The organism is Burkholderia cenocepacia (genome assembly GCF_900446215.1).
Lineage (GTDB): Bacteria > Pseudomonadota > Gammaproteobacteria > Burkholderiales > Burkholderiaceae > Burkholderia > Burkholderia cenocepacia.
Window position 1 is genome coordinate 157,258 of the sequence record NZ_UAQZ01000002.1, and the last position, 24,706, is coordinate 181,963.

23 protein-coding genes are annotated in these 24,706 nt (G+C 69.7%); 2 read left to right on the forward strand and 21 right to left on the reverse strand.

Annotation, left to right across the window (positions count from 1 at the left end; all coding sequences use genetic code 11):
- The 21 genes from DTA15_RS09900 to DTA15_RS10000 all read right to left on the reverse strand — a co-directional run bounded on the left by DTA15_RS09900 (position 1) and on the right by DTA15_RS10000 (position 22,001).
- The gene (locus DTA15_RS09900; RefSeq protein ID WP_006491295.1) at positions 1–543 is read right to left on the reverse strand and encodes a hypothetical protein; all 543 of its coding nucleotides are present in this window, start codon (positions 541–543) and stop codon (positions 1–3) included.
- A gap of 37 nt (positions 544–580) precedes the next feature.
- Positions 581–1,660, reverse strand: coding sequence for an ABC transporter permease (locus DTA15_RS09905; RefSeq protein ID WP_012493694.1), 1,080 nt, complete (start codon positions 1,658–1,660; stop codon positions 581–583).
- Positions 1,653–2,666: an ATP-binding cassette domain-containing protein gene (locus DTA15_RS09910; protein ID WP_020980038.1), complete on the reverse strand. Its 1,014-nt coding sequence runs from the start codon at positions 2,664–2,666 to the stop codon at positions 1,653–1,655. The genes DTA15_RS09905 and DTA15_RS09910 overlap by 8 nt, the downstream gene beginning before the upstream one ends.
- Positions 2,667–2,677: 11 nt before the next feature.
- Complete coding sequence (locus tag DTA15_RS09915; RefSeq protein ID WP_006490906.1) at positions 2,678–3,742, reverse strand: TauD/TfdA family dioxygenase; 1,065 nt, start codon at positions 3,740–3,742, stop codon at positions 2,678–2,680.
- Between the two features lie 3 nt (positions 3,743–3,745).
- Positions 3,746–4,408: a class I SAM-dependent methyltransferase gene (locus tag DTA15_RS09920; RefSeq protein ID WP_006490905.1), complete on the reverse strand. Its 663-nt coding sequence runs from the start codon at positions 4,406–4,408 to the stop codon at positions 3,746–3,748.
- Between the two features lie 29 nt (positions 4,409–4,437).
- Positions 4,438–5,682, reverse strand: coding sequence for a citrate/2-methylcitrate synthase (locus DTA15_RS09925; RefSeq protein ID WP_012493696.1), 1,245 nt, complete (start codon positions 5,680–5,682; stop codon positions 4,438–4,440).
- A 1-nt stretch (position 5,683) separates the two neighbouring features.
- Positions 5,684–7,534: an acyl-CoA dehydrogenase family protein gene (locus DTA15_RS09930; RefSeq protein ID WP_012493697.1), complete on the reverse strand. Its 1,851-nt coding sequence runs from the start codon at positions 7,532–7,534 to the stop codon at positions 5,684–5,686.
- Positions 7,534–8,625: a hypothetical protein gene (locus DTA15_RS09935; protein WP_012493698.1), complete on the reverse strand. Its 1,092-nt coding sequence runs from the start codon at positions 8,623–8,625 to the stop codon at positions 7,534–7,536. Before DTA15_RS09935 ends, DTA15_RS09930 begins: the two co-directional genes overlap by 1 nt.
- Positions 8,622–10,205 carry an acyl-CoA ligase (AMP-forming), exosortase A system-associated gene (locus tag DTA15_RS09940; RefSeq protein WP_006487272.1) on the reverse strand — a complete coding sequence of 528 codons (1,584 nt, stop codon included), beginning with the start codon at positions 10,203–10,205 and terminating at the stop codon, positions 8,622–8,624. The genes DTA15_RS09935 and DTA15_RS09940 overlap by 4 nt, the downstream gene beginning before the upstream one ends.
- A gap of 16 nt (positions 10,206–10,221) precedes the next feature.
- Positions 10,222–11,397, reverse strand: coding sequence for a PLP-dependent decarboxylase (locus DTA15_RS09945; RefSeq protein ID WP_006493646.1), 1,176 nt, complete (start codon positions 11,395–11,397; stop codon positions 10,222–10,224).
- A complete protein-coding gene (locus tag DTA15_RS09950; protein ID WP_006487266.1) occupies positions 11,387–12,370 on the reverse strand; it encodes a beta-ketoacyl-[acyl-carrier-protein] synthase family protein in 984 nt (327 codons plus the stop codon). The genes DTA15_RS09945 and DTA15_RS09950 overlap by 11 nt, the downstream gene beginning before the upstream one ends.
- Positions 12,371–12,373: 3 nt before the next feature.
- Positions 12,374–13,357, reverse strand: coding sequence for a ferritin-like domain-containing protein (locus DTA15_RS09955; RefSeq protein WP_006487258.1), 984 nt, complete (start codon positions 13,355–13,357; stop codon positions 12,374–12,376).
- A 1-nt stretch (position 13,358) separates the two neighbouring features.
- On the reverse strand, positions 13,359–13,988 hold the full coding sequence (locus tag DTA15_RS09960) for a hypothetical protein (protein ID WP_006487268.1): 630 nt from the start codon (positions 13,986–13,988) through the stop codon (positions 13,359–13,361).
- A gap of 1 nt (position 13,989) precedes the next feature.
- Positions 13,990–14,865, reverse strand: a complete 876-nt coding sequence (locus DTA15_RS09965; protein WP_006493647.1) for a hypothetical protein — start codon at positions 14,863–14,865, stop codon at positions 13,990–13,992.
- A gap of 7 nt (positions 14,866–14,872) precedes the next feature.
- Positions 14,873–15,127: an acyl carrier protein gene (locus tag DTA15_RS09970; protein WP_006481176.1), complete on the reverse strand. Its 255-nt coding sequence runs from the start codon at positions 15,125–15,127 to the stop codon at positions 14,873–14,875.
- Between the two features lie 58 nt (positions 15,128–15,185).
- Positions 15,186–16,271 carry a hypothetical protein gene (locus DTA15_RS09975; RefSeq protein ID WP_006482239.1) on the reverse strand — a complete coding sequence of 362 codons (1,086 nt, stop codon included), beginning with the start codon at positions 16,269–16,271 and terminating at the stop codon, positions 15,186–15,188.
- A 13-nt stretch (positions 16,272–16,284) separates the two neighbouring features.
- Positions 16,285–17,613 (reverse strand): hypothetical protein, encoded by a 1,329-nt coding sequence (locus tag DTA15_RS09980; RefSeq protein ID WP_012493699.1) that lies wholly within the window; start codon positions 17,611–17,613, stop codon positions 16,285–16,287.
- Entirely contained in the window at positions 17,603–18,346 is a 744-nt protein-coding gene (locus DTA15_RS09985; protein ID WP_006482245.1) for an outer membrane lipoprotein-sorting protein, read from the reverse strand. Before DTA15_RS09985 ends, DTA15_RS09980 begins: the two co-directional genes overlap by 11 nt.
- Positions 18,343–19,560, reverse strand: a complete 1,218-nt coding sequence (locus tag DTA15_RS09990; RefSeq protein ID WP_006482237.1) for an ABC transporter permease — start codon at positions 19,558–19,560, stop codon at positions 18,343–18,345. The genes DTA15_RS09985 and DTA15_RS09990 overlap by 4 nt, the downstream gene beginning before the upstream one ends.
- On the reverse strand, positions 19,532–20,161 hold the full coding sequence (locus DTA15_RS09995) for an ABC transporter ATP-binding protein (protein WP_006482229.1): 630 nt from the start codon (positions 20,159–20,161) through the stop codon (positions 19,532–19,534). Before DTA15_RS09995 ends, DTA15_RS09990 begins: the two co-directional genes overlap by 29 nt.
- Before the next feature lie 76 nt (positions 20,162–20,237).
- Complete coding sequence (locus tag DTA15_RS10000; RefSeq protein ID WP_006482233.1) at positions 20,238–22,001, reverse strand: fatty acyl-AMP ligase; 1,764 nt, start codon at positions 21,999–22,001, stop codon at positions 20,238–20,240.
- A gap of 380 nt (positions 22,002–22,381) precedes the next feature.
- Here DTA15_RS10000 and DTA15_RS10010 point away from each other — a divergent pair, with 380 nt between their 5' ends.
- Together DTA15_RS10010 and DTA15_RS10015 are read left to right on the forward strand one after the other, a co-directional pair.
- Positions 22,382–23,329 (forward strand): fatty acid desaturase family protein, encoded by a 948-nt coding sequence (locus DTA15_RS10010; protein ID WP_006482247.1) that lies wholly within the window; start codon positions 22,382–22,384, stop codon positions 23,327–23,329.
- A 23-nt stretch (positions 23,330–23,352) separates the two neighbouring features.
- A complete protein-coding gene (locus tag DTA15_RS10015; RefSeq protein ID WP_034178508.1) occupies positions 23,353–24,213 on the forward strand; it encodes a ferritin family protein in 861 nt (286 codons plus the stop codon).
- Positions 24,214–24,706: the final 493 nt, after the last annotated feature.

Genomic DNA, 24,706 nt, shown 5'->3' on the forward strand with positions numbered 1-24,706 from the left:
TCAGCTTGCCCGCGCGAGCTGCTTGCGCAGCCGGCCGCGCACGACGACCAGCGCGATCAGCGGCACGACGCCGCCCCACAGCGGGCTGTGGCGCATCGTGATCGACACCGCGAGCGCGACGACGGTGACGGCGAGCAGCACGAGCGACAGCGAACGCGCGCGCGCATGGTCGACGAACGTGCCGTCGACGAAGCCGCCGTCCGACCACGCGGTATGCACGATGCCGACCACCAGCACGCAGACGAGCATCGCGGCCGGCCCGAGTTCCTCGCCCCACAGACGGCTACCTGTCGGCGAGACGAGCGCGAGCACCGCACCGATCACGAGGAACAGGTCGACGCCGAGCGCGATGCTGTTGCGTTCCGCGCGGCGCATCAGCCACGCGCCGTGCACGAGCGCGAGCACGCCGCCGATCAGGAACGCGTGGGTCCAGCGCAGGTCCGGCTGCTCCGGGCCGAGCCGGCCGTAGAACAGGAACACGATCGCCGGCAGGAAATTGCTCGCGTGCAGCAGGTAGCCGGTTATGGGATGGTTCGATTTCATCGATGATTCTCCTTCGTCGAAACAGCGGGGCGACGCGTCAAGCGTCGTGCCAGCGGAACAGCCGCACGGCGGCGAACAGGAACAGCGCGGTGCACGCGGTCATGCCGAGCAGTTGCGGCGCGAGCTGCGCGTACGGCGCGCCGTCGACCAGCGCGCCGCGCAGCGCGACTGCGAACTGGTTGGTCGGCAGGAACGCGAGCCCGGCCTTCAGCCACGCGGGCGCGTCGTGCATCGGGATCGTCAGGTCGCTGAAGAACAGCAGCGGGTAGTAGGTGACGTTGCACGCGAGTTCGGCCGCGGCGAGCGAGCGGGCGCGGCTCGCCAGCAGCACGCCGATGCTCAGCACCATCGCCGCGCCGAGCAGCACGATCGGCAACGCGCGCAGCCCGTCCGGCGTCGCGATCGGCAGCGCGATGCCGAACGCGACGCGCGCGACCGTCAGCAGCACGAGCGCCGACAGCGCCATCATCGCCATCCGCGCGACGATCAGCGCGGCGAGGAACACGCCGCGCGACACCGGAAAGCACACGTACAGCTTGAACGTATTGCGCTCGCGCAGCGCGGCGATCGCGGTGGTCGTCGAATTGAGGCCGATCGCCATGAACGCCATCACGAGAATGCCGGTCGCGAAGAACGCGCCGTAGTCGAACGGCCGGCGCGTCGGCGCGGCATTCTCGAAGCGCGCCTGCGCGGCCGGCAGCCCGAGCCGCTGCGCGGCGCAGCGCGCAAGCGCGATCTCGACGACCCGCGATGCGGCCTTCACCGCGAGCGGGCCGTTGAAGTCGTAGCGGATCGTCGCCGGCGTGCGCTCGTCGGCGCCGAGCACGACGGTCACGCGATCGGCCGGCGCGCCGCGGCCGCTGAAGGTCGCCTTCACCGTGTCGCTGTGCGACAGGCTGGCGACGATCTGCGCTTCGCATGCGCGGCTGTACGGCGTTGCGCCGCCGGGTACGTCGAACGCGATGTCGGCCGTGCCGAGCGAGCCCGAGCCGCCGAACGCGAACAGCATCACGCTCAGCAGGAACACCGGGAACACGAGCGTCCAGAACAGCGACGAGCGGCTGCGCAGATAGCCGAGCAGCTCGTTGCGCACGAGGATCAGGAACACCTTAGTCATGGGTCGGGCCCTCGGTGCACAGGCGCAGCAGGTCGCCCGGCGTGCTCGGCGCGAGCGCCAGATGCTGGATGCCGCGTTCGCCGACGATCCGGTGCACGTTCGGATGCAGCGTCGCGTCGCCGAACGCCTCGACCACGTGCGCGGCCGACACGCGCACGCCGGTCACGCCGGGCAGCGCCGCGAGCCGCTTGCGCAGCGCGCGCGCATCGGCTTCGTCGCGGCAATGCAGCACCGCGCGCGCGTCGCCGACGAGCTCGGCGCGCAGCGTGTCCTGGTCGCCCTGGTAGCGCACGCCGCCGTCGCGCACCCAGACGAGATCGTCGACCACGCTCAGTTCTTCCTCGGAATGGCAGATCATCGCGACGCTCGTGCCGCTTGCGCGGTGGCGCAGCAGATCGATCACGACGCCCGCATAGCGGCGGTCGAGGCCCGTGAACGGCTCGTCGAGCACGGCCAGCTCGGGCCGGTGCGCGAGCGCGACGTACAGGTCGACGCGCTGGCGCTGCCCCTTCGACAGCGCGCGGCACGGCTTGTCGAGCAGTTCGGCGATGCCGAGCGCGTCGGCGATCGCCGCATCGGTGTGCGCGTACATCGCGCGGTGCAGCGCGACGATCTCGGATACACGCAGATGATCGGGATACTCGACCTTCTGCAATTGCGCGCCGATTCGCTGCAGCGAGCGCGAATCGCGCATGAAGCGTTCGGCCGGCACGTCGAGCACGCGCACGTCGCTGCCGCCGCGCCGGAAGCCGAGCAGCGTTTCGAGCAGCGTGGTCTTGCCCGAGCCGTTCGGCCCGACGATCGCGGTGATCGCGCCGAGCCGGAAGCGCACGTGGCGCGCGGACAAGCGGAAATCGCCGGCCGCGACGTCGATCGCGCGCGCGCCGAGCGCCGCGCCCGGCGCATGCGCGTCGGGCCGCGGCGGCGTGCCCGCGCGCTGCGGTCGATCGAACGCGGGGGACGGGCCGAACATCGCGCGCACGGACGCAAGAAACGAAACGCTCATCGTCGGCATCCTCAGTCGAACAGCATGACCTGCGTGTCGCGCGCGCCCCGGTACGGGTTGCGGCCGTGCGCGACCAGCATGTTGTCGACGACGAGCACGTCGCCGGCCTGCCACGGGAACGCGAATTCCTCGTCGTCGAGCGCGTCGTAGATCGCCACCAGATCGTCGAACGGCATCGGCGCGCCGTCGCCGTAGCGGATCTCGTACGGGAACGCGGCGCGCGCGCCGTACATGCGCTGCAGGTAACGATAGCTGAGCTCGCCCATCGAGCGCGGGTTCGGGTGCTGCGCGCTCGCCTGGTTGAACCACACCGTCTCGCCGGTGCGCGGATGCGTGCGCAGCGCGCTGCCGACGTGCGACACGGTCACGCTGCCGTCGTCGAGCCAGCGGCAGCCGACGCCGCGTTCCGCGCACAGCCGCTCGACTTCGTCGCGCTCGGTCGTCCCGAATGCGTCGTCCCACGGCCGGTGGTACGCGGCGAACGGCAGGTTCGGGTTCGCGTCCACGCGGTCGCCCGGCGCCGCGAAATTGCGCAGGTACATCACGCCGCGTTCGGCGAACCGCTCGCGCAGCGCGGCCGGCACGCGCGCGGTCACGCGCCGCATGTCGCAGATCGGCGTTTCGCCGCCGGCTTCCGCCGGCAGCCGGCAGTAGAACGCGACGAGGCGCGGGAACGCGGGCATGTAGGCCATTTCCTGATGCAGCCCGATCCTGAACGGCGGCGGCATGCGGGTCGACTCGTAGACCTGGCCGTCGATCTGCCGGCGCGGCGCGGCGCCGGCCGTGTAGCCGTTCGCGTGCGGCGGATACAGCGCGCCGAGGCGGCCGAACGCGGCGGTGTCGGGCACCGCGAAGCCGCGCCACAGCAGCGCGCCGCATGCGTCGAGCAGCGTGTCGATCGTGTCGAGCCGCGAGCGGTACCACGCGACGAACATCTCCGGCGACGTCGCGAGTTCGGCGCTGCGCGGCGTCACGCACAGCGGCAGCGTCGCGCCGGGCGCAACCGGCGCGCAGTGCACGTCGTCGGCGCCGAGCCGCACGGCGGCGTGCGCGGCGAGGAAGGCGAGATCGGTCATCGCTCAGGCCAGTGCCGGTTTCTTCAGCAGGATTTCGAAGCCGAGCGCGCCGAGCCCCATGCTCGGGCTGTAGATCGACGCGACTTCTGCCAGACCGGCCTCGGCGACGAGCGCATGCGCTTCGTCGAGCGTGATCTTTTCCTCGACGTGGGTCGGCGGATAGTCGGCGGCCGCGCGCATCGCGGTGAAGCGGTCGAGCAGGTGCTGCGGCGCGTCGCGGCGCATGTCGTGCACGAGCGCGATGCCGCCCGGCGCCAGCACGCGGTACATCTCGGTCAGGCTGAGCGCCTTGTCGGGCAGGTGGTGCAGCGTCGCGCGGCCGACCGCCATCGTCAGCGTGCCGTCGTCGAACGGCAGCGCGAGCGCGTCGCCGACGCGCATCTCGATCGTGTCGTCGAGCCCGAGTTCGTGGATGCGCGGGCGGCCTTCGTCGAGCATCGCCGGATCGAGGTCGATGCCGACGTAGCGCCAGCCGCGCATCGCCGGATCGGTCGCGAGCCGCACCGGCACGACGCCGGTGGCCGTGCCGATGTCGGCGATCGTGCCGGCCGTCATCCCGCGCGCCAGCTGGCGGATGCGGCTGATGAACAGCAGGTCCCACGGTTCGAGCGTTTCGGTGGCGAAGCGATCGTAGTCGTTCGCCGGGCGCAGGTTCTTGAGCAGCATGACGTTCCTTGTGCGAAAAGGGTGAGGGTTCACAGCCAGCCGACCGGCACGGCGGCCAGGAGCCGCCGCGCGGTCGCGCTGTTGACGCCGAACGCCGGGCGGCGGCGCCGTTCCACCGCATGCGCGGCCATCGCCGCGATGCGCGCGCCGAGTCCGACGCCAACGCCCCACGACGGCGCGGCGACACCGAGTTCGAGCAGCGTCGCGGCGGTCAGGAAATCGATGTTCGGCCGCAGTGCGCGGCGCGCGTCGGCCTGTACGCAGCACGCGTCGAACAGCGTCACGTAGCCGCCGTCGAAGCCGCATGCGGCGAACCGGCCGCGCATGTGCGGCGGACGCGGATCGGCGACGAACAGCGGATGGCCGAAGCCGTACAGCGTGCGTTTCGCGTCGAGCGCCGCATCGATCGCCGCGCGGCCGGCCGCGTCGAGCGCGGCGGCCGGCGCGCCGGCGCCGCCCGGTATGGATCGCGCGAGTGTCGTGAGCCACTGCATCGCTTCGAGCGCCGCCCCGACGTGCGACGGCCCGCTCGCGAGGAAGCCGGACGCGATCGCCTGCGTCAGCGTGACGCCGGTGCCGATCGCGACGCGCGGCGCGAGCACGGTCGGCGTGATGTAGCCGAAGCCGGCGTGCCACGCGACGAGCAGCATGTCCATCGCCGCTTGCGCCGGCGAGTCGTGGCGTGTCGCGCCGGTCAGCACGAGCATGCGTTGCGCGTGCGTCCGCGCTGCATCGAGCGCGGTGCCGCCGCGGGCGTGCGGGCCGGCGGCGAACGGCCGCCCCTCGATCGCCGCATGCAGCAGGAACGGCGCGGCGGCCGCGCACAGCAGCATCGTGTCGAGATCGGCATCGTCCGGCGCCGGGCCGCGCACGCGTTCGATCACGTCGGCCAGGCCGCGCAGCAGGCCGGACGCGGCCGCGAACACCGGCGCGACGCCGGCCGCGCCGAGCTCGGCTGCGATCGACTGCGCGACCGAGCCCGGCGCGAGCGCGTCGGCGAACGCCGTGAGCCGCGCACTGATCGTCGCCTCGTGCGCGCGATGGTCGGTGCTGCCGGGCGCGACGTCGAACCACAGATGCGCGAGCGCGCCTTCGAACGTCGTCGCGCCGGTCAGCGCGTTCAGGTCGAGATCGCGCACGCGCAGCGCTTCGGGGTCGAGCGTCGCACCGTCGATGTCGGTGCCGCGATGGCGCGTCGTCGGCCGGCCGAGCAGGTTGCGCGGCGCATCGCCGGTCTTCGCGGCGGGGACGCTGGAGTCGAGTGTCGTATCCATGTCATTCCACCGCGGCGAGTTCGTCGCTGCTGACGCTGATCGCCGCGTGCGCCATCGCGGCGATCACGGCCGCGTGCTGGTCGACGACGGGCAGCACATTCGCGAAGTAGTAGCGCGCGCTTTTCAGCTTGCCGCGATAGAACGCGAGTTCGGCCGGTGCATCGGCCGTCTCCGGCGCATCGAGCCGGCGCGCGGCGATCGTCGCCGATTCGAGCAGCACCCACGCCGACGTGACCACGCCGAACATCTCCAGGAAGCGCGTGTAGAACTGGCTGCTGCGATGCGTGTGGCCGTCCTGCACGTCGCGCGCGATGTCGTCGAGCGCGGCGGCGATGCGGTCGGCGCCCGCGCGCAGCGCATCGAACAGCGGCCGCAATTCCGCATGCGTGGCGGTGTGATGCTGCTGCGCGAGGAACGCGTCGAGTTCGTCGCGGTAGTACTGGATCAGCCGCGAATGACGGCCGAAGCCGAGCTTGTCGCGCACGAGATCCTGCGCCTGGATGTAGTTCGTGCCTTCCCAGATCGACAGGATTTTCACGTCGCGCGCGTTCTGCTCGACGGGGCTCGCATCGGTATAGCCGAGCCCGCCGTGCACCTGGATCGCCGTTTCGCAGATGCGCCACGCCTGGTCGGAGATGAACGCCTTGCAGATCGGCGTCAGCAGCAGTTGCAGCTTGCGATGGCGTTCGATCTCGGCCGGGTCGGCGTCGGGCGTCGCCTCGAGCATCGCCGCGCGCGTCGCGGTCGCCGCGAGCTTGCCGAGCAGGCCGCGGCAGCCGTCGACGCGGCTTTTCATGTCGACCAGCATGCGCTGCACGTCCGCGTGCTCGACGATCGCGACGCGCGCGGCATTGGTGTTCGACGCGCGCTCGATCGGCCGGCCCTGCAGCCGGCGGCCCGCATACTCGACCGCGTGCAGGTACGCGCTCGACGCGACGCCGACGCCGAACATCCCGGTGCTCATCCGCGCCTGGTTCATCAGCGGCATCAGCTGCAGCAGGCCGACGTTGCGCCGGCCGCCGAGCAGCCAGCCTTTCGTCGTGCCGTTCGCGCCGAATACCAGATGCGTGTTCGCGCAGCCCTTCAGCCCCATCTTGCGCGGCAGGCCGATGCAGTCGACATGGTTCGGCTGCAGCTCGCCGGTTTCGTCGTCCGGCCAGAAGCGCGGCACGACGAGGCACGACAGCGAGAACGAATCCGGCGACGCGGTATCGATGCGCCCGAGCACGAAATACAGCGTGTTTTCCGTCAGTTCGTGCATGCCGGCCGAGATGTAGACCTTCTCGCCGTCGATCGCGTAGACGTCGCGTTCGAGCGGTGTCGCGCGCAGCGCCACGGCGGTGAGGTCGGTGCCGGCCTGCGGTTCGGTCGCGCAGAAGCACGCGTCCCAGCGGTACGCTTCGAGCGGCGCAATCAGCGCCTTCTGGTGCGGCGTGCCGTGCATCTGCAGCAGCTTGATCGCGGGGCGCGTGAAGCCGCCGTAGGTCATGAAAGACGGATTCGCGCCCATGAACATCTCGTAGATCATCTGCGTGACGATCGGCGGCAGCCCGTGCGCGGTGCCGAACAGCGTGTTCGACCATTCGTCGCGAAAGCGCGCCCACAGCGCGTGGAAATGCGACGGAATCCGGACCTGGCCGTCGTCGAGCAGCGTGCAGCCCTCGACGTCGGCCTGCTGATAGCTGCGGCCGAGGTCGAGCGCGAAGTCGCGCGCGCGTTCGAGCAGCGCGTCGATCGATGCACGATCGTGCGTGCCGTACAGGCCGTGCTCCGCCAGGAACCGCTTGTCGGCCTCGAACAGTTCCCACAGAAAGAAGCGCAGCTCGCGCAGGCTCACCTTGTATGCGCTCATCATGCGTCTCCTTCGATGTCGAGCGCGGCGTCGAGGCCGCCGGCCAGGTCGACCACGGCGGCGGCGGCCCCGCCATGCAGCGCCGCGTCCCAGACGAGCACCGTGCGGCGCTCGCCTTCGTCGAGCGCGCCCGCGAGCCGGATCAGCGCGGCGGCCGATTCGGCCGACGACAGATGGCCCGAGCCGTCGTGCTGGATACGTGCGCCGACCGGAATCGACGCGGCGTCGGCCACACGCGCCGCGAAACCGGGATCGAAGCCGGGCGGCACGCACCAGTCGATCTGGTTCGCACGCAGGTTCGCCTGCTCGAGCGCGCGGCGGATCGCGCGGGCCGCGACCGGCGCGAGCGTGTCGCGCAGCGCGGCCGGCGCATCGGCCCACGGGTCCGTGACCGACGGCCCGAATTCGAGCGCGACGGCGCGCACGCCGCCCCACGCAGCCGGCTCCGGCGCGGGGCCCGCGCGCGATACGAGCAATGCGGCGGCCGCGTCGCCGTAGCCGACCAGGTCGCCGAACTGGCGGAAGAACGGGTAGAGCCACTTGTCGCTGAGGATCACGAGCGCCTGGTCGCCCTCGTCGAGCAGCCCGTCGAGCAGCATCAGCGCCGAATACCAGCCGAGCGTGCCGTTCTGGCCGAGCGCGAACGGCGTCACGCGCTGCAGCCCGAGTTCGTACTGCATGCGGCCGACGACCGAGTCGCCGATCCCTTCGTTGAGCGCGCAGCTCGCGACGATCACGTGCGTGGTGCGCGCCAGCGCGCCGGAGCCGAGCTGGTCGCGCAGGTCGAGCGCCGCGTCGGCGGCGAGGTCGGCGAGGCTGCGCCCGGGCGGCGCGACGCGCAGCGCGGGCCGGCCGCCGGGCGCGAGGCGCGTGCCTTCGTCGGGCGTCAGCGCGCCCATGCCGCGCGGCCGCGCAAAGCGCGCCTGCGGCAGCAACAGGTGCCGGTAGCCGGGGTGGCGCTCCTGCGCCTGGATCGCGCTGAACACGACGGCGGGCGGCAGCACCACGACGCCGCCGGACAACGCGAGCGTACCGGGCGCGGCGATGCGCGGCGCGCCGATACAGGTTTCATCGAGCGTCGACAGGGTCATGCGGCGGTCTCCTCGAGGTTCGGGCGCGCGAACGCGTCGCGATACTGCGCTTTCAGCGCCGGTCGGTCGATCTTGCCGTTCGGGTTGCGCGGCAACGCCGGCAGCGGCTCGACGACGAGCGGGTTCATGTAGGTGGGCAACGCATCGCGGCACGCGCGGGCGATGTCGGCGCGGCACGCGTCGGCGTCGAGCGTCGATACGACGCATGCGGCGATCGCTTCTCCGAGTGCGGGATGCGGGACGCTGAACACCGCGGCCTCGCGGATGTGCGGCAGCGCGAACAGCACGTCCTCGACCTCGGTCGGGCTCACGCGATAGCCGGACGTCTTGATCATGTCGTCGCCGCGTGCGACGAAGTACAGGTAGCCGTCCGCGTCGCGTCGCACGATGTCGCCCGACCACACGGCGACGTCCGGGCGCGGAATCTCGCCGTGCCGACGCGGCAGCGGACGAAAGCGCTGCGCGGTCAGCTCGGGCCGGTTCCAGTAGCCGAGCGTGACGAACGCGCCGCGATGCACGAGTTCGCCGGGTTCGTCGGCCGCGCATTCGCTGCCGTCCGCGCGCAGCACGAGGATCTCCGCGTTCGGCACGGCCTTGCCGATCGACGTCGGGCGCAGCGCCGCGTCGGCCGGCGCCAGGTAGGTCGAGCGGAATGCCTCGGTCAGCCCGTACATCAGGTACGGCGAAGCTTGCGTGAACAGCGCCTGCAGGCGGTGCAGCAGCGGCGTCGCGAGATGGCCGCCGGTGTTCGCGAAGCGGCGGAGCCGCGTGCGCGCGGTGTCGCTCCAGCCGGCCGACGCGATCTGCATCCACAGCGGCGGCACGCCGGTGATCGACGTGACGCCGAACGCGTCGCAATGGCGCGGCACTTCGGCCGGCTGCAGGAAGTCGAGCGGCGTGTAGCATGCGCCGGACGCCAGCGCGGTCGTGAGCTGGCTCAGGCCCGCATCGAAGCTGAGCGGCAGCACGCCGAGCACGACGTCGTCGGCGGCGAGCCGCTGGTACGCGGCGACACTGAATGCGCCCGACACCAGGTTGCGGTGCGATACGACGACGCCCTTCGGCTTGCCGGTGGAGCCGGACGTGTAGAGCAGCGCGGCCGGATCGTCGTCGACCGGCCGGCCGGCGGGGGCCGCTGCCGACGCCGGCGTGTCGGTGGCCGGCGAATCGATCGCATCGGCCAGTTCCTCGATCAGCAGCGTGCGCGCGCCGACGAGCGCGGCGAGCGCCGGCAGGCGCTTGAGCCGTTGCGCGCCGGTCACGAACAGCGCGGCGCCGCTGTCGGCGACGATGTGTTCGATCTGCGCTTCCTTCAACTGTGGATTGACCGGCACGAAGATCGCGCCGAGTGCATTGGCCGCGAGCATCGCGACCACGGTTTCGATGCGCTTCGGCGCGTAGATCGCGACGCGTTCGCCGGGCTGCACGCCGCGCGCCGCGAGCGCGGCGGCGGCGCGGCGGACCGCGCGGGCGAGCTGGTCGTAAGTCAGGGTGCCGCCGCCGTCGGCATACGCCGGATGATGCGGCCAGCGCTCGGCGCCGTGTTCGAGCAGGTCGGCGATGCTGATCAATGCGTTCATGATCGGCTCCTCGGGTTCAGGCCGGCCGCACGTACACGTGCGCGGCTTCGTGGGACAGGAAATGTGCCATCGAGTACGTGCGGTGATACGCGCCGCAGCGTTCGAACACCGCGATGTCGCCGACCTGCGGCGGCGCGCCCGCGTCGTCGCGGCCGATCACATCCGCGCGGCTGCAGGTGCTGCCGACGTAGAGCGTCGGCACGCCGCGCGACGGCGGCGCGGGCATGCGGCGCACGAGCGACGGCGCGGCCAGGCGGCGCATCACCGATTCGGTCTGCGCGAGCAGGAACGCATGCGACAGGCCGCCGTCGCAGACGGCGATCGTGCGGTCCTGCCACGTCTTGACCGCGACGACGCGCGTCGCGAACACGCCCGCATCGGCGAAGATCGCGCGGCCCGATTCGTGCGCGAGCGAATACCGGCCGGCCAGCGGCGCGAGCGCGGCGGCATAGCGTTCGAACGCGGCATCGCCCGGGTGATCGTCGGCAAATCCGCCGCCGAGGCTCAACGAACCGAGCGGTGCGCCGTTGGCGGGCGCGAGATCGCGGGCCAGCGCCGCGAGCCGCTCGGGCAGCACGAGCGTGTCGGGCTGCGTCGGGTCCTGGCGGATGAACGAATGCGGGCCGGAGAACACGTGCAGCCCGGCCACCGGCAGGCCGGCGGCGGCGAGCGTGCGCACCGCGTCGTGCGCCTCGTTCGGCGTCATCCCGAAGTGGTCGTGCCACTGCGCGCGGGCGTGAACGCCTGCCAGCGCGCCGGCATTCACGCGCAGCAGGACGGCGCCCGGCGTGCTGCCGCCGGCCGCCGCTTCGCGGGCGAGCGGCACGAAACGGGCGACCGCGTCGGGGTTGTCGAGCACGAAATGGCAGCGCGACGCGAGCCCGGCACGCATGAACATCTCGTCCATCGACGGATTGTTCAGGTAGCGCGCCGTCTTGATTCGGCCAATCACCGCGTCGAGTTCGCCGCGGCTCGCGAGTTCGACGCCGTCCTCGTACGCATGCGCGCAGCGCGCGAGCATGTCCTGGTTCGGGTTCGCCTTCAGCGACACGATCAGCCGCGTGCCGAGGCGCGCCTTCAGCGACCGGTAGCGGGCGATCGCGACCTCCGGCTCGTACACGTAGCACGGCGTGCGCAGATCGGCGATCCACGCGTGATCGCCGGCGGATGGAAGCGGGCGCTCAGGCGTCATGGCGGCCCACCGGATGGAGCGTGGCGGCCGCATACGCGCCGCAGTTCGACTGCATCACGCCGAGCACGCGCTTGCCGTGCGCGACCGCGTCGAGCCCGACGTCGGCCAGGTTGATCGGAAAATCCGAACAGCACGCGTGGCCGCGCGCATGGATGTTGTCCGCATACAGCCGCTCGGCCGGCACGCGCATCGCGCGGCACAGCGCGTTCCAGCCGGGCAGGTCGGCATTGTGCGGCAGCACGAGGTCGTACGCGTCGAGCGCATGCGGCTCGAGCGCGACGGCCGCGTCGATCGCGCGGCGCGTGTACGGCCACTCCATCATGATCAGGTCGGCCTCGTTCGCGGCGACGGTGTCCGACCCGCGATGCCATTTCGCGTGCGTCTCGATCGCGATGCCGCCGAGCCGGTTCTTCGTGCTGTTGCGCGCGATCAGCATCGCGGCCGCGCCGTCGCACTGCACGCCCGTCATCTGCCGCATCCGGTAATCCTCGCCGTACACGCGGTCGGACGACACGACGAGCGCCGCGTCGAGCTGCGGATGGCGGCACATCAGCGCGCGCACGGTCTCGATGCCGGCCGCGACCGACACGCAGTTCAGTTGCGCGACGGAGCCGAGCCACAGCGGCTCGATGCCGAATTGCGCGGCCACTTCGTGCGGCAGGCTGCGCGGCGCGGGCGGCACGCTGAATTGCTGCGTGTGGACGTGCACGATCGCACCGACGTCGGACGGATGCACGCGCGCGGTGTCGAGCAGCCGGCCGACCGCCGCGATCGCGAGATCGGTCTCGCTCGTGTCGAGCGCCATGTGGAAATAGCGGCTGCCCGACTGCGCGATCGCGGCCGCCCGCTGCGCCGGATAGTCGCGTTCGGCGGCCCAGGCCTCGATATCGACGGGCGGGCCCGGCAGCTCGTAGGCCACCGCGTCGATGCCGATCCAGAAATCGCGTGACGCTTGGGAGGAGGTCGTCGTCATGGTTCAGTTGAGCGGCATCGCCGCGTAGTCGAGGACGTCGAGCTTTTCGAAGGTCGCCTGCACGGTCGGCGTGAGCAGCCCCATCTCGCGGATCGTCGGCACCAGGCGCCGGAAGATCGAGCGGCGGATCGAGCTCGACACCGGCGATTCGCGCACCATCGCGCTGCATTCGCGCCTGGACAGACCCATCGGTTCCCAGATGTCGTCCGCGCACAGGTGCTCGTACAGCACGGCCGCGCCTTCGCAGATGAACTCCTCGCGCTCGCGCAGTTCGTGCGAACTCATCTCCGCGTACACGCGGCACAGCGTGATCCGGCCGACCGCGAAGTGGCGTGCTTCGTCGCGCTGGATTCGCAGGAACAGGTCCTTGATGAACGGATCGGTGCTGTACGCGACGACGCTCTGGAAGATCGACAGCGCGATGCCCTCGACCAGCACCTGCATCCCGAGGTTCGTCATGTCGAGCGCGCTGCTCGTGATCGTGTCGTGCAGCAGCCCCTTCAGCGAGCGGCTCATCGGGTAGCTGACGTCGAGCTTCTCGTTGACGAGCTTCGCGTAGGCCTCGACGTGGCGCGCTTCGTCCATCATCTGCGCGGCTGCGCACAACCGCGCGCTCAGACCATTCTCGGCCGACGCGAGCTTCGACGCACAGATCAGCGCGGCCTGCTCGCCATGCAGGATCTGCGACAACAGCCAGCCCTGCGCGTGATGGCGCACCTCGCGCTTGTCCGCGTCGGCCAGCTTGCCCCACAGCTCGGTGCCGTAGATCAAGAGTGTCGGATCGGGCATGCCGAGCGGGTTCGCCGGGTCGAGGTCGTGGCGCCAGTCGACGTCGGTCGCGACGTCCCACTGCGCGGCCTTCGCCTTCTCGTACAGCCGGTTCAGCGCCTCTTCGCGCAGTGCGTAGTCGTTCGACATCAGCGCGTCGACGGGCATCGACCAGCGGATATCGGCCGTGTCCTGCATCACGGTAAGCGTGTCATTCATGTCAGGGTCTCCCCGGCCGCGCGGCGGCGCCGGAATGATGGGCGGAATCGGTGAACGGGGCGGCGGCGCGCGACGCGCCCGGGTGCGGCTCGACGCGGATCGCGAACGACGGCCACGCGCCGCGCAGTTGCGCGTCGAACGCGTCGGCGAGCCGCGCGGGCCAGATCGCGCAGCACACGCGGTTATCGCCGGCGAATTCCGCGTCGCGCAGGATGCGGTCGCCGATCCACACGACCGGCGCGCCGCGCGATGCGTCGCGCAATGCTTCGTCGTACAGGTGCACGCCGAGCAGCACGTGCGGCGCGAGCAGTTCGGCCGGCAGCGCGCCGAAATACGGTGCGCAGACTTCGATGAAGAGCCGCGCATCCGGATGCACGGCGTCGCGAATCCGCGCGGTGATTTCTGCGAGGAACGCGAAATACTGCACGTGATCGAGCAGCACGCGGCGCTCGCCGCCGGCCACGTCGTACGTATTGCCCGCGTCGTACGCATCGCCGGCCGCTTCCGCGAGCGCGGCGCGTGCGTAATCGGCCGGCGTGTCGAGCGGCATCCGGTACGCGCTGGCCGCGACCGCCACAGGCTGCCGCGCGTCGCGCTCGATCCGGTACGTGAAGTGAACGGGTCGCACCATGTCACGCCTCGCCGTCGAGAGAAAACGTCACGTCCGGCGCGAACGCGACGTCGGCGATCGCGTAATAGCCGTTCAGCGCGAGCGAGCAGACGGCCGCGCGGCGCGGCGTATCGCCGTCGCGGTGCGCGAGCAGCACCGACAGCCACGGGTCGCTGCCGAACGCATGACCGAACACGCCGTGGCCGTCCGGCAGCAGCGGCGTCTTGCCGACCGACGCGAGCAGCGCGCGGCGCGACGTGGCCGGAAAGAACGGCAGCGCCGCGTGCAGGCCGGGGCGCGCCGCGCAGAACGTGCGGATGTCGCGGCCGAGCCGCACGACTGCGCTCGCCGGCGGCGCGGCGTCGGCGAGCACCGACTGCGCCGGTTCGCGGCCGACGTCGACGAGCAGCGTGCACACGCCGAAGCCCGAGCGCCCCCAGGCGGGGTTGCCGTGCCAGTACGTGTAGCCGTGCACGTCGATGTCGACGATCTGCAGCAGCAGCGTGCGCGGCCCGGTTTCCGCCGCGGTCGCGAGCGTGCGGCGCAGCACGTAGCCCCAGCCCGCGCATTCGTACGAGCAGGTCATCCAGTCGGGCGTGTAGTCGTTCGCGCCGGCAAGGGCCTGCGCGAACACGCGATGCTGCGGCGAATCGTTCATCAGCAGCATCGACAGGATCGTCGAGCTGACCACGTAGTCGTCCGCGCCGATCGCACCGCACAGCCGCTCGCGTTCGGCGCACGCGAGCGTGCCGATCGCGCGGGCCGTGTCGTCGAGCGGCACGGCCGCGCCGTCGCGCGACGGCGCGACGCGCCGGTACGCGAGCGCCTGCACGGTCAGCGCGGTCGCCGGGACCGGCTGGACGGCGGGGGCCGCCACGGGGGCAAGGGGCGCGAGCATGGTCGGATCAGGCCGCGTGCTGCTGGCTGCGCAGTTGCGCATCGAGCTGCTGCAGCGTCGTGTATTGCGTGATGTTCAGCGCTTCCGGATCGATCGAGCCGTAAAGCTGTTCGCAGAACACGATCAGCTCGACGATGTTCAGCGAATCGATGCCGAGTTCGCCGATGCCGGCGTCGGTGTCGACGGTTTCGACATTGAGGATCTTCGCGACTTCGCGGGACAGGATGTCGAGCGCGTCGGCCGGAACGTTCTGGGTCGTCATGAGGGGAGCTCCTGAAGTTGAGTGGATTGGATCGGGATCGATCGGCCTGTCGCGTGGATCAACTGCCGGCTTCGCAGCGCAGGCTCTTGCGAAGCTCGTGATAACAACGGTACGAACTGCCTTCCATCTTCGAAAACGCCAGCAGGTCGCGCTGGTCGTCGAACAGCGGCACCTTGCCGTCGCGCACGAGCGCGCTCAGGAACTCGTTCGACAGCAGCTTGATCGCGAGCACGCGCTGCACCTTGCCGAAGCTGTAGTGCGCATCGTCGGTCTGGCTGCGCGCGGCGTCCGCGATGAAGCGGTGCACGGCGCGCGCATCGGCATCGAGCTCGACGCGGCCGGTCCGCTCGAGCCAGCCGACGTGCGCCATCAGCGCGCGGACGAAGTACGGCCGCACGACGGTCAGGTATTTGTTGAACACGGTGGGGCCGCCGATCCGCAGGCGGTCCTCGGCGGCGACGCGCACCTGGCCGCCGACGTTCGCGAGCTGCAGGTTGCCCGCGAGGAACGGCGCGCCGCAGGTCGTGCGGGTCAGCTTCCGGTATTCGTCGGGCCATACGAGATAAGCGGCCGGGAACATCACGCCAGGCAGGCGCGCGGCGACGACGGCCATGCAGTCGCGGTGCGCCTCGATGCCCCACACCTTGTCGACGGTCAGCGCGAGGCCGTGGTCGTCGCTGCGCACGACGGTGCGCCACGCGGCGAGCGTCGGGCCGCCGCCGTCGCTCATCAGGAACGCGAAGTTGTGGCCGGCGTCGATGCACTCGCAGGCGCGGCGGTTCTGGTCGTCGGAGAAGAACAGCCCGAACATGATGCGGATGAACGCGCGCATGAACGGCTTGAACAGGTGATGAAACCCTTCGCGGCCGATCTGTTCGAGCAGCGCTTCGGTGAGTGGCGCCTCGTCGTGCCGCAGCGGGGTCGAGGCGGACGCATCGGGCAGCACGTCCGGCGTGGCGGTGCGCAGCGCGATCACCATCTCGCTGTCGAGCAGCCGCACGGTGGCGGCTTCGACGAGCCGGGCCGCCGCATGCGGCGGCGTGCTGATCGCGTCGAGGTGGCGCAGCACCGGGAACGCGGCCTGATCGGCCACGCGCAGGCGCAGCGGGGAGGCGACCGGGGCGGGGGCGGAAAGCGTGGACATGGCAGGGTTCCTGTCAGAAACGCACGCGCACGGCGGCGTCGATGCGGGTGCCGAGACCGACCATCCGGTACTCGGACTGGCTGTCGGAGAAGGCATGGGTGAGCGCGACATCGACGCTCACGCGTGTGTTCACGTCGGCGACGACCTGCGCGATCGCGAGCAGGCCCTTGTCCTGCGGCGAATAGACGCCGCGCAGCGAATACTCGATGCGGCCAACCTTCTTGCCGAGCCGCGCGAACAGGTAGTCGCGCAGGCTGCCGTCGACGCTCACGAAGCTGGCCGTGCCGCCGAGGCCGGCCAGCGCGGCGCCGGGCGCGACGGGCAGCAGCGCATTGTTCGCCTGCACCGCGCCGACCATCCGGCGCCACTGGCTCGCGTCGTAACGCGCTTCGTCGTGCGACCACTCGACGATCAGCGACAGGTTGCCGGGCAGCGCGCTCTGCATGCCGAGCGCGCTGCGCCACATATATTGGCGATCGTTGCGGCGATCGACGGCGTCGTACGCAGCCGCCGAATCGAGCGACGTGCCGTTCGCGATGAAGGCGGGCAGCGGCCGCGTCGTGCCGCGTTCGAGCCACGCGCTCGCGTAGACGGTGTTCGAGCGCGCGACGTCGAACGACAGCGTCGCGCCCGCGCCGCCGCGGCCCGCGTGACGGCCGGCGAGCAGCGCGGCGGAGCCGCCCGACCAGTTGTACGCGCCGCGCACCAGCTGCGTCGCGCCTTCGACGTCGCGGTTGTCGACGTCGTTGCGCAGCGTGCGGTTCTCGCCGGCGATGAACTGCAGCGTGGTCTGCTCGCCGGCCCATTTCGCTTCGACGAGCGGTGTGCCTTCGACGTCGCCGTAGCGATCGTAGATGTCGGCCGTCGCGGCCCGTTTCTGGAAGAAGCCGAGCGGGAAGAACGCCTGCGACGTGTCGAGCGTATCGATCCGCTTGCCGGCCGTGAGCGTGATGCCGTTGTCGAACGCGTAGCGCACGCCGGCTTCGTTGAAGCGGCTCGCCTGCGCGCCGAGCGAATGGTTGCTGGCGACCACGCGCGCATTCACGAACAGGTTCTCGCCGTCGATGCGCGCGAGCAGCCCGGCTTCCTGCTGGTTGCGCGGCGAATCTCCGATCAGGCGGCCGAGCAGCGCGTGGCCGTCCATGCTGTCGACGGAGCGCGCGTAGCCGATCCCGTTGAGCGTGCCGAGCTGGTCCATCAGCGATTCTCCGTGCGCGAGCGTGCAGCCGAGCGCGAGCGGGATGGCGAGCGCCACACCGGGCCAGCCGCGCCGGGCGCGCTCGGGCGATGAACGAAGGTGGTCACGATGAGCGTCGGCATCGGCGTCGTACTCACTGGCCATCGGCGAGCGTGTCGGGATTGAACCAGCCCGACGGAATCTTGCGCGGCTGGCCGTCGAGGATGTCGACGACGCTCGCGCGCTGCTTCTCGACCTCGTTGCGATACGTGATCTTGCGGATCACCTTGCGGCCGTTCGCGTCGACCGGCGCGGAGAAATCCGCACTGCGAAACAGCAGGCCGCTCGCGAGGAAGAACTGCGCGCGCAGCGGCACGTCGGTATCGGGCGTGACCCACAGCTTGATCGTCGGGTAGACGTTGTCGGGATCGGTCGCGGTCAGGTCGAGCTCGGTGGCCGGCTTGCCGGCGATCGGCGTCGTGCCGGGCGCGACCGTCGCGCGATAGCTGTCCGCCCAGTGCGTGCGCGTGATGTCGCTGATCACGACTTCGCCCTGCAGCCGCTGCATTCCGTTGATGCGCACCGCGCTGCGCGTGTTCGGCACGTAGAACCAGTGCCCGCGCGTCGTCGCGAGGTATTTCTGGCCGTCGTTCTCGCCGCTGCGCGTCAGCGCGAGCGTGTCGCCGTTGCCGCGCGTGTAGACGAGATAGCGCGTCGCGTCGCCGGATTGTCCGCCGACTTCGTTGGTGATCTCGATGTTGGTCTGCGTATCGGCGGCCGTGCTGCGGTAAGCGTCGGCACGGGCGAGCATGGTCTGCGCCGGCGGCGCGTCGGCCGCGTGGGCGGCGAGCGGCACGCACGCGACGAACGCGGCGAACGTGAGACGAATGCGATTCATGGGGCGAGTCCTTCGAGGATGTTGCGTTTCGCGAGCCCGAGCGTCGCGAGCAGCGCCGCGGCCACGCCGAGCACGACGAACGCGGCTTCGACGGCAGCCACGGCGACGGGCGACACGGTGAATTCGAGCAGGATCGGTTTCACGCGGCCGGGCGGCGCTGGCAGGTGGATCTGCGCGTGATTGAGCGCGACCATCGTCAGCAGCGCGAGCGCGATGCCGGCGGCCGCGCCGAGCAGGCCGAGCAGCGCGGTTTCCTGGATCAGTACGCTGCGCACCGTCGCGGCCGGCACGCCGAGCGCGCGCAGCGTCGCGATCTCGCGGCGGCGCTCGACGATGCTCATCAGGATCCAGTTGCTCATCGACAGCAGGATCGTCACGCAGAGGATCGCGCCGAACACCGAGAACTGGTTCTTGTACAGCGCGACGACCTGGTGATAGAGCGATACCAGCTGGTCCCAGGTCCGCACGTCGAGCGTCGGCAGCGCGGCGCGCAGCGTCGCGGCGGCGGCCGGCGTGCCGGCGGTGTCCTTGAGGAACACCGCGATGCGCGACGCGCGGTCGGTGCGCAGCAGCGCCTGCGCGGCCGCGAACGTCACGTTGACGATCCGCTCGTCGACGTCCTTGTTGCCGGTGCTCATCACACCGACGATCTGCGCGTCGGTCGCGTTGATCCCGCCGTGCGCGGTCGACGCCATCAGCTGCACGACCGAGCCGACGTGCACACCGAGCTTGCGCGCGAGCTCGGCGCCGACGACGACTTCGGTGCCGGCGTTCGTCGGCGACAGGTAGCGGCCCGACAGCACCGTGTGATAGTCGAAGAAGCCGGGCGGTTCGCGGTTCGGCTCGATCCCTTCACCGACGAACCCGTAACTGAGATCGCCGTTCGACACGAGTCCGTCGAAGTCGATGCCGCGCGCGGTCGTCGCGACTCCGGGCAGCTTTGCAATCGCCTGCGTGGCGGCAGCCTGTTCGTCGGCGCTCAGCCCGTACTGCAGCGGCCGTTCGCCGATCAGGTCGAGATAGCCGTGATGCAGCACCTGCACGTGGCCGACGCCGCTGTCGATCGAGCCTTCGCGCACCGCGTCGAACGTCGCGATCACGTAGCCGAGCGCGAGGCTCGACGCGAACGCGGCGACGCCGATCATCGCCATCGTCAGCACGGTGCGGCGCCGGTTGCGCCAGAGGTTACGCCACGCAAACGTCGACCAGTTCACGATTCACTCCCGGTACGCCGTCGCGCATCTCGATGCGGCGCGGCAGGTGCGCGCACAGACGATCGTCGTGCGACGCAATCAGAAAGGCGGTGCCCAGCGTGCGCTGGGTGTCGAGGATCAGCTCGGCGACCGCCCGCGCGTTGGCGCTGTCGAGGCTCGCGGTCGGCTCGTCCGCGATCACGATGGCCGGCTCCTTGGCGAGCGCGCGGGCCAGCGCGACGCGCTGTTGCTCGCCGCCGGACAGCTCGCCGGGGCGGTGCCGTTCGCGCGCGGCGAGCCCCACCGCGTCGAGCATCGCGCGGGCGCGTTCGCGCCGCGTGCGCGGCGTGCCCCACGCGAAGCAGCCGAGCTCGACGTTCTCGAGCGCCGACATCACCGGAATCAGGTTGAATTGCTGGAACACGAAGCCGATGCGCTCGCGGCGAATCCGTTCGAGCGTGTCCGGCGCGTCGTCGATCCGGCGGCCTTCGAGCCAGCGTTCGCCGCTGCTCGGCACGTCCAGAAAGCCGGCGAGGTTGAGCAGCGTGCTCTTGCCGCTGCCCGACGGCCCGACGAGCGCGACGACGTCGCGCCGGCCGATCGAGATCGTCGCGCCGCGCACCGCGAGACGCGGCCCGCGCCTTCGTACACGCGGGTGACGTCGCGCAGTTCGAGCACGGAGTCGAGCGGGGCGGCCGTCATGCGAACGCTCCCTGGCCCGCTTCGACGGCGGCCGATGCCGGGATCACCGGCAACGCGCCGTTCGCATAGAGATCGCGGCACTTCAGGCGCTGCAGCTTGCCGCTCGTCGTGCGCGGCAGCGAGCCGGGCTCGACGAAACACAGATCCTGCGCGGCGAAGCCGATGCGCGACGCGAGCAGTTGCTGGCACTCGGTGCGCGTTTGCGGCGTCGCGTCGACCGGCCGCGCCTCGATCGCGACGACCAGCCGCTCGGTGCCGGTTTCGGGATCGGGCAGGCCGAACGCGATGCAGGTGCTCTTGCGCAGCGCGCTGTGCGAGGCCAACGCTTCCTCGATCTCGTGCGGGAAATAGTTGCTGCCGCGAATGATGATGACTTCCTTCTTGCGGCCGAGGATATGCAACTGGCCGTCCGCGACGTAGCCGATGTCGCCGGTGCGGAACCAGCCGTCGGCCGTCAGCGGCGCGGCGATCGTGCCGTCGTCGGGGTTCAGGTAGCCGAGCATCACCGACGTGCCGCGGATCGCGACTTCGCCGACCGCGCGATTGGCCAGCGCGTGGTCGCCGTCGTCGAGGATGCGGAACGCCATCCCGTCGATCGGCGTGCCCATCGCGAGCACCGTTTCGGTCTCCGTGTCCTGGCCATCGTTCGCGGCGGCCGGCTGCGCGTCGCGGCGCTCGATCAGCGCGCGCCGGTCGAGCGTATCGGCGATCACGTACGGCGCGCCGTCGACCGCGCCTTCGTGCCAAGCACGATGCATCGATACCGCGAGCGTCGATTCGGCCATCCCGTAGCACGGTTGCAGCGCCGACGCCGCGAGGCCGTACGGCGCGAACGTCGCGGCGAAATCGCGCAGCGTCGCGTCGTCGACGCGTTCGCCGCCGATGAAGATGTTGCGGCACGCGGACAGGTCGACGCCATCCATCGCGGCGGCATTGAAGCGGCGCACGCAGTAGCGCAGCGCGAAGGTCGGCACCGACGTCGTCGTCGCGCGCGCCGACGCGATGCGCTTGAGCCAGCCGAGCGGATTTCGGATGAAGCTGTTCGGCTGCATCATCAGCAACGGCGCGCGGTAATGCAGGTTCGACAGCAGCGTGAGCAGCCCCATGTCGTGATAGAGCGGCAGCCACGACGCGGTGCCGTCGCCGGCCGCGATGTCGAAGCGCACCGACCCGCCGATGCCGAGCACGTTCGCGATCACGTTCTCGTGACTGAGCACCGCGGCTTTCGGATGCGACGTCGAACCCGACGTGAGCTGCACATGATGCGGATCGCGGCCGCTCTTCGAACTGATCAGTGCGCGCGCGCCGGCATCCGCCGCGCTCGACAGCGTCGCGAGATCGACGACGCGCGTGGCGGCCGCGGGAAACGCGTCGTCGCGCCAGGCCGCGGCCTGCGCGTCGGCGGCGATGACGAGGCGCGGCCGGTACAGCTCGCACGCGACGTCCGCCACCTGCCGCCCGGCCGCGGCACGCCGCGCGGGAACGGGCACGGTGCACGGCAGCGCGCCCGTCATCACGCACGCCATCATCGCGACCGCATGCTCGACCGACGCCGGCAGCGCAAGCATCACCAGGTCGTTCTCGCGCACCCCGAGCTCGCGCAGCGCGCCGGCCTGGCGAAACACCGCTTCCGCGAAGTGCCGGTACGTGATGCCCGCTTCGTGGCCCGCGTCGTCGACGAACGTCATGCGATGCATGGCGCCCGCGACGTCCTCGAGCGATTCGATCAGACGGTGAATGGTGGAAGCGCACTTCGTCACGAGGATTCTCCCCTTGAGGAACACGGCCGCTCGCGCCACGGTGCCGGCGGCGCCGTTCGTCGAGTGAGGAGGATTCTTGCCGGATCGATCGGCGGCGACAAACGGAATCTATGCAGGCTATGCATGAGCAGCGCGCATCCACGAGGTGACTGGTCGGTCTCATTCGACCGGTCGTCTAGTTCACGATGTGGTGCGCTCATGCGCAGGCGTCATGCAATGCGTTCGGAAAATTCGTTTGTCCGAAACATCGACTCACAGAAGAATTGCAACCCGGCAGCGCGCCAGCGTCGCCGCGTCATCGTGCCGGGGCAGTCCGGCTCAAGGAGAGCGTCTTGTCCGTCACCTCATCGCTTGTCGCCCGTCCGAAACCGGTTGCGGACATGAAGAGCCGCCCGAGCGGCGTGGTCTTCTCGCTGAAGCTGGCGGTCTACGTCGCGCTCATCGCGCACGGGATGATGTTCGCGCTGTCGACGCTCGTGATCCTGAAGATCGTCGGCATCCTGCTGATCGGCGCGATGTACGCGCACGGCGTCGAGCTGCAGCATCAGGCGCTGCATTACCAGGGGTTCCGCAGCAAGCGGCTGAACATGGTGTTCGGCGTGCTGCTCGGCATGCCGATGCTCGTGTCGTTTCATGCGTACCAGGACAGCCACCTGCGGCATCACCGGCTGCTCGGCACACCGGAGAACAAGGAGTTCTTCGACTACGGCGACCAGTACGGCGCACGCCCCGTCGTCAACGTCGGGCTGTGGATGTGGCGGCTGTCGATGGCCGCGCACTATATCCAGTTCGCGAAGAGCGTCGCGAAGCTCGTCGTGCCGGGCGCGCGCTTCGGCGACAATGCGCTCGTGTCGCGCGCGATCCGCCGCGACTACCTACTAATGGCCGCCGCGATCGCGCTGCTGGCCGCGCTGTCGTTCGCGTTGCACACGTGGTTCGTCGTCTGGGTGTGGGTCGTGCCGCTCGTATCGGTCGCGGCGCCCGTGCATGCGCTGGTCGAGATGCCCGAACACTACCGCTGCGACCTGACGAGCACCGACCCGTTCCGCAACACGCGGACGATCGAGAGCAACGCGTTCATGACGTGGTTCACGAACGGCAACAACTATCACGTCGAGCATCACATGATGCCGAACCTGCCGATCGAGCGGCTGCACGACCTGCATGGCGCGATCGCGCCGCGCATCCGCTATTACCACCGCACGTATCGGCAGTTCTACTCTGCGTTGCTGCGCGGCCGGCTGTCGCCGCGTGCGGTGGACGACGACCGGGACGATCGCGAGCCCGATGCCGAAGCGGCCGCGCCGGCCTCGACCCAATCGGCATGACCGCGCCACGCGTTGCGACGACGGTGACGACGATGCTCTATCCGGAATTGTTCAGGTCGCTCGAAGCTGTCCGCTGGGACATGGAGAAGGACATTCCGTGGGACAAGTTCGACGCTTCGCTGCTCACCGACGAGCAGGCGAAGACGATCAAGATGAACGCGATCACCGAATGGTCGGCGCTGCCCGCGACGGAAATGTTCCTGCGCGACAACCAGCACGACAGCGACTTTTCCGCGTTCATGAGCGTGTGGTTCTTCGAGGAGCAGAAGCATTCGCTGGTGCTGATGGAATACCTGCGCCGCTTCAAGCCGGAGATGGTGCCGACCGAAGAGGAACTGCACGCGGTGCGCTTCCAGTTCGATCCGGCGCCGCCGCTCGAGACGCTGATGCTGCACTTCTGCGGCGAGATCCGCCTGAACCACTGGTACCGCTGCGCGGCCGACTGGCACACCGAGCCCGTCATCAAGCAGATCTACGAAACGATTTCGCGCGACGAAGCGCGTCATGGTGGCGCGTACCTGCGCTACATGAAGAAGGCGTTGAACAACTGCGGCGACGTCGCCCGTGCCGCATTCGCGAAGATCGGCGTGCTGATGGCGTCGGCGCGCCGCACCGAGAAGCCGCTACACCCGACCAACCTGCACGTGAACCAGGCGCTGTTCCCGCGCGACACCGTGCAGTCGCGTCTGCCGGATCCGGAATGGCTCGAGCGCTGGCTCGACGAGCAGATCCGGTTCGACGGCGAGTGGGAGAAGAAGGTCGTCGAGCGGATCCTGCACAACCTGTCGATCCTGTTCGAGCGCACGTTCGCGACCGCGCAGGAATTGAACCGCTATCGCCGCGAAGTGACCGCGCGCGCGAATGGCGCGGCGGACGGTCCGTAGCGGATTCATCTTGACGGTCGTCGCGCGGCGCGGCCCGAATTCCGCCCGACATGCGCATCGAATGCACACCGACCGGCGCTGCCGGCCGGCGCATTATGCATTTCCGGACATAATCGGCTCGTCAGTTTCACGAGGCGGCATGAAAATACCGGATTTCATCCGTTTAGTATATTTTAATAAACGCTAAATTCCGGATTTGAATGGCATTTTGTATGTATGTTGCAGACTGTTTGTTTTCGCAATCCGGAAAATAAAATGAAAAGTCGGCTGATTGAAATCGATTTGTAGGCATCGGATGATTCCTCTGTCATGACGTCGATATGGATGTGATGACGTCGAATTTTGCCGGCAATCGCCTGTTTTTACGCCAATTTATCAACCCGTTTGGTACGCTCGATTCGTTCGCATATTAATTTACAAAATCACTACTTGATAATGTTCGTGTAAGCGTATCGATGCGATAAAAATGATAGATAAATACAAGTGTCACGAT

Coding starts and splice junctions, on each gene's coding strand:
- DTA15_RS09900 (WP_006491295.1), bottom strand. CDS start 543: ATGAAATCGAACCATCCCATAACCGGCTACCTGCTGCACGCGAGCAAT.
- DTA15_RS09905 (WP_012493694.1), bottom strand. CDS start 1,660: ATGACTAAGGTGTTCCTGATCCTCGTGCGCAACGAGCTGCTCGGCTAT.
- DTA15_RS09910 (WP_020980038.1), bottom strand. CDS start 2,666: ATGAGCGTTTCGTTTCTTGCGTCCGTGCGCGCGATGTTCGGCCCGTCC.
- DTA15_RS09915 (WP_006490906.1), bottom strand. CDS start 3,742: ATGACCGATCTCGCCTTCCTCGCCGCGCACGCCGCCGTGCGGCTCGGC.
- DTA15_RS09920 (WP_006490905.1), bottom strand. CDS start 4,408: ATGCTGCTCAAGAACCTGCGCCCGGCGAACGACTACGATCGCTTCGCC.
- DTA15_RS09925 (WP_012493696.1), bottom strand. CDS start 5,682: ATGGATACGACACTCGACTCCAGCGTCCCCGCCGCGAAGACCGGCGAT.
- DTA15_RS09930 (WP_012493697.1), bottom strand. CDS start 7,534: ATGAGCGCATACAAGGTGAGCCTGCGCGAGCTGCGCTTCTTTCTGTGG.
- DTA15_RS09935 (WP_012493698.1), bottom strand. CDS start 8,625: ATGACCCTGTCGACGCTCGATGAAACCTGTATCGGCGCGCCGCGCATC.
- DTA15_RS09940 (WP_006487272.1), bottom strand. CDS start 10,205: ATGAACGCATTGATCAGCATCGCCGACCTGCTCGAACACGGCGCCGAG.
- DTA15_RS09945 (WP_006493646.1), bottom strand. CDS start 11,397: ATGACGCCTGAGCGCCCGCTTCCATCCGCCGGCGATCACGCGTGGATC.
- DTA15_RS09950 (WP_006487266.1), bottom strand. CDS start 12,370: ATGACGACGACCTCCTCCCAAGCGTCACGCGATTTCTGGATCGGCATC.
- DTA15_RS09955 (WP_006487258.1), bottom strand. CDS start 13,357: ATGAATGACACGCTTACCGTGATGCAGGACACGGCCGATATCCGCTGG.
- DTA15_RS09960 (WP_006487268.1), bottom strand. CDS start 13,988: ATGGTGCGACCCGTTCACTTCACGTACCGGATCGAGCGCGACGCGCGG.
- DTA15_RS09965 (WP_006493647.1), bottom strand. CDS start 14,865: ATGCTCGCGCCCCTTGCCCCCGTGGCGGCCCCCGCCGTCCAGCCGGTC.
- DTA15_RS09970 (WP_006481176.1), bottom strand. CDS start 15,127: ATGACGACCCAGAACGTTCCGGCCGACGCGCTCGACATCCTGTCCCGC.
- DTA15_RS09975 (WP_006482239.1), bottom strand. CDS start 16,271: ATGTCCACGCTTTCCGCCCCCGCCCCGGTCGCCTCCCCGCTGCGCCTG.
- DTA15_RS09980 (WP_012493699.1), bottom strand. CDS start 17,613: ATGGCCAGTGAGTACGACGCCGATGCCGACGCTCATCGTGACCACCTT.
- DTA15_RS09985 (WP_006482245.1), bottom strand. CDS start 18,346: ATGAATCGCATTCGTCTCACGTTCGCCGCGTTCGTCGCGTGCGTGCCG.
- DTA15_RS10010 (WP_006482247.1), top strand. CDS start 22,382: ATGAAGAGCCGCCCGAGCGGCGTGGTCTTCTCGCTGAAGCTGGCGGTC.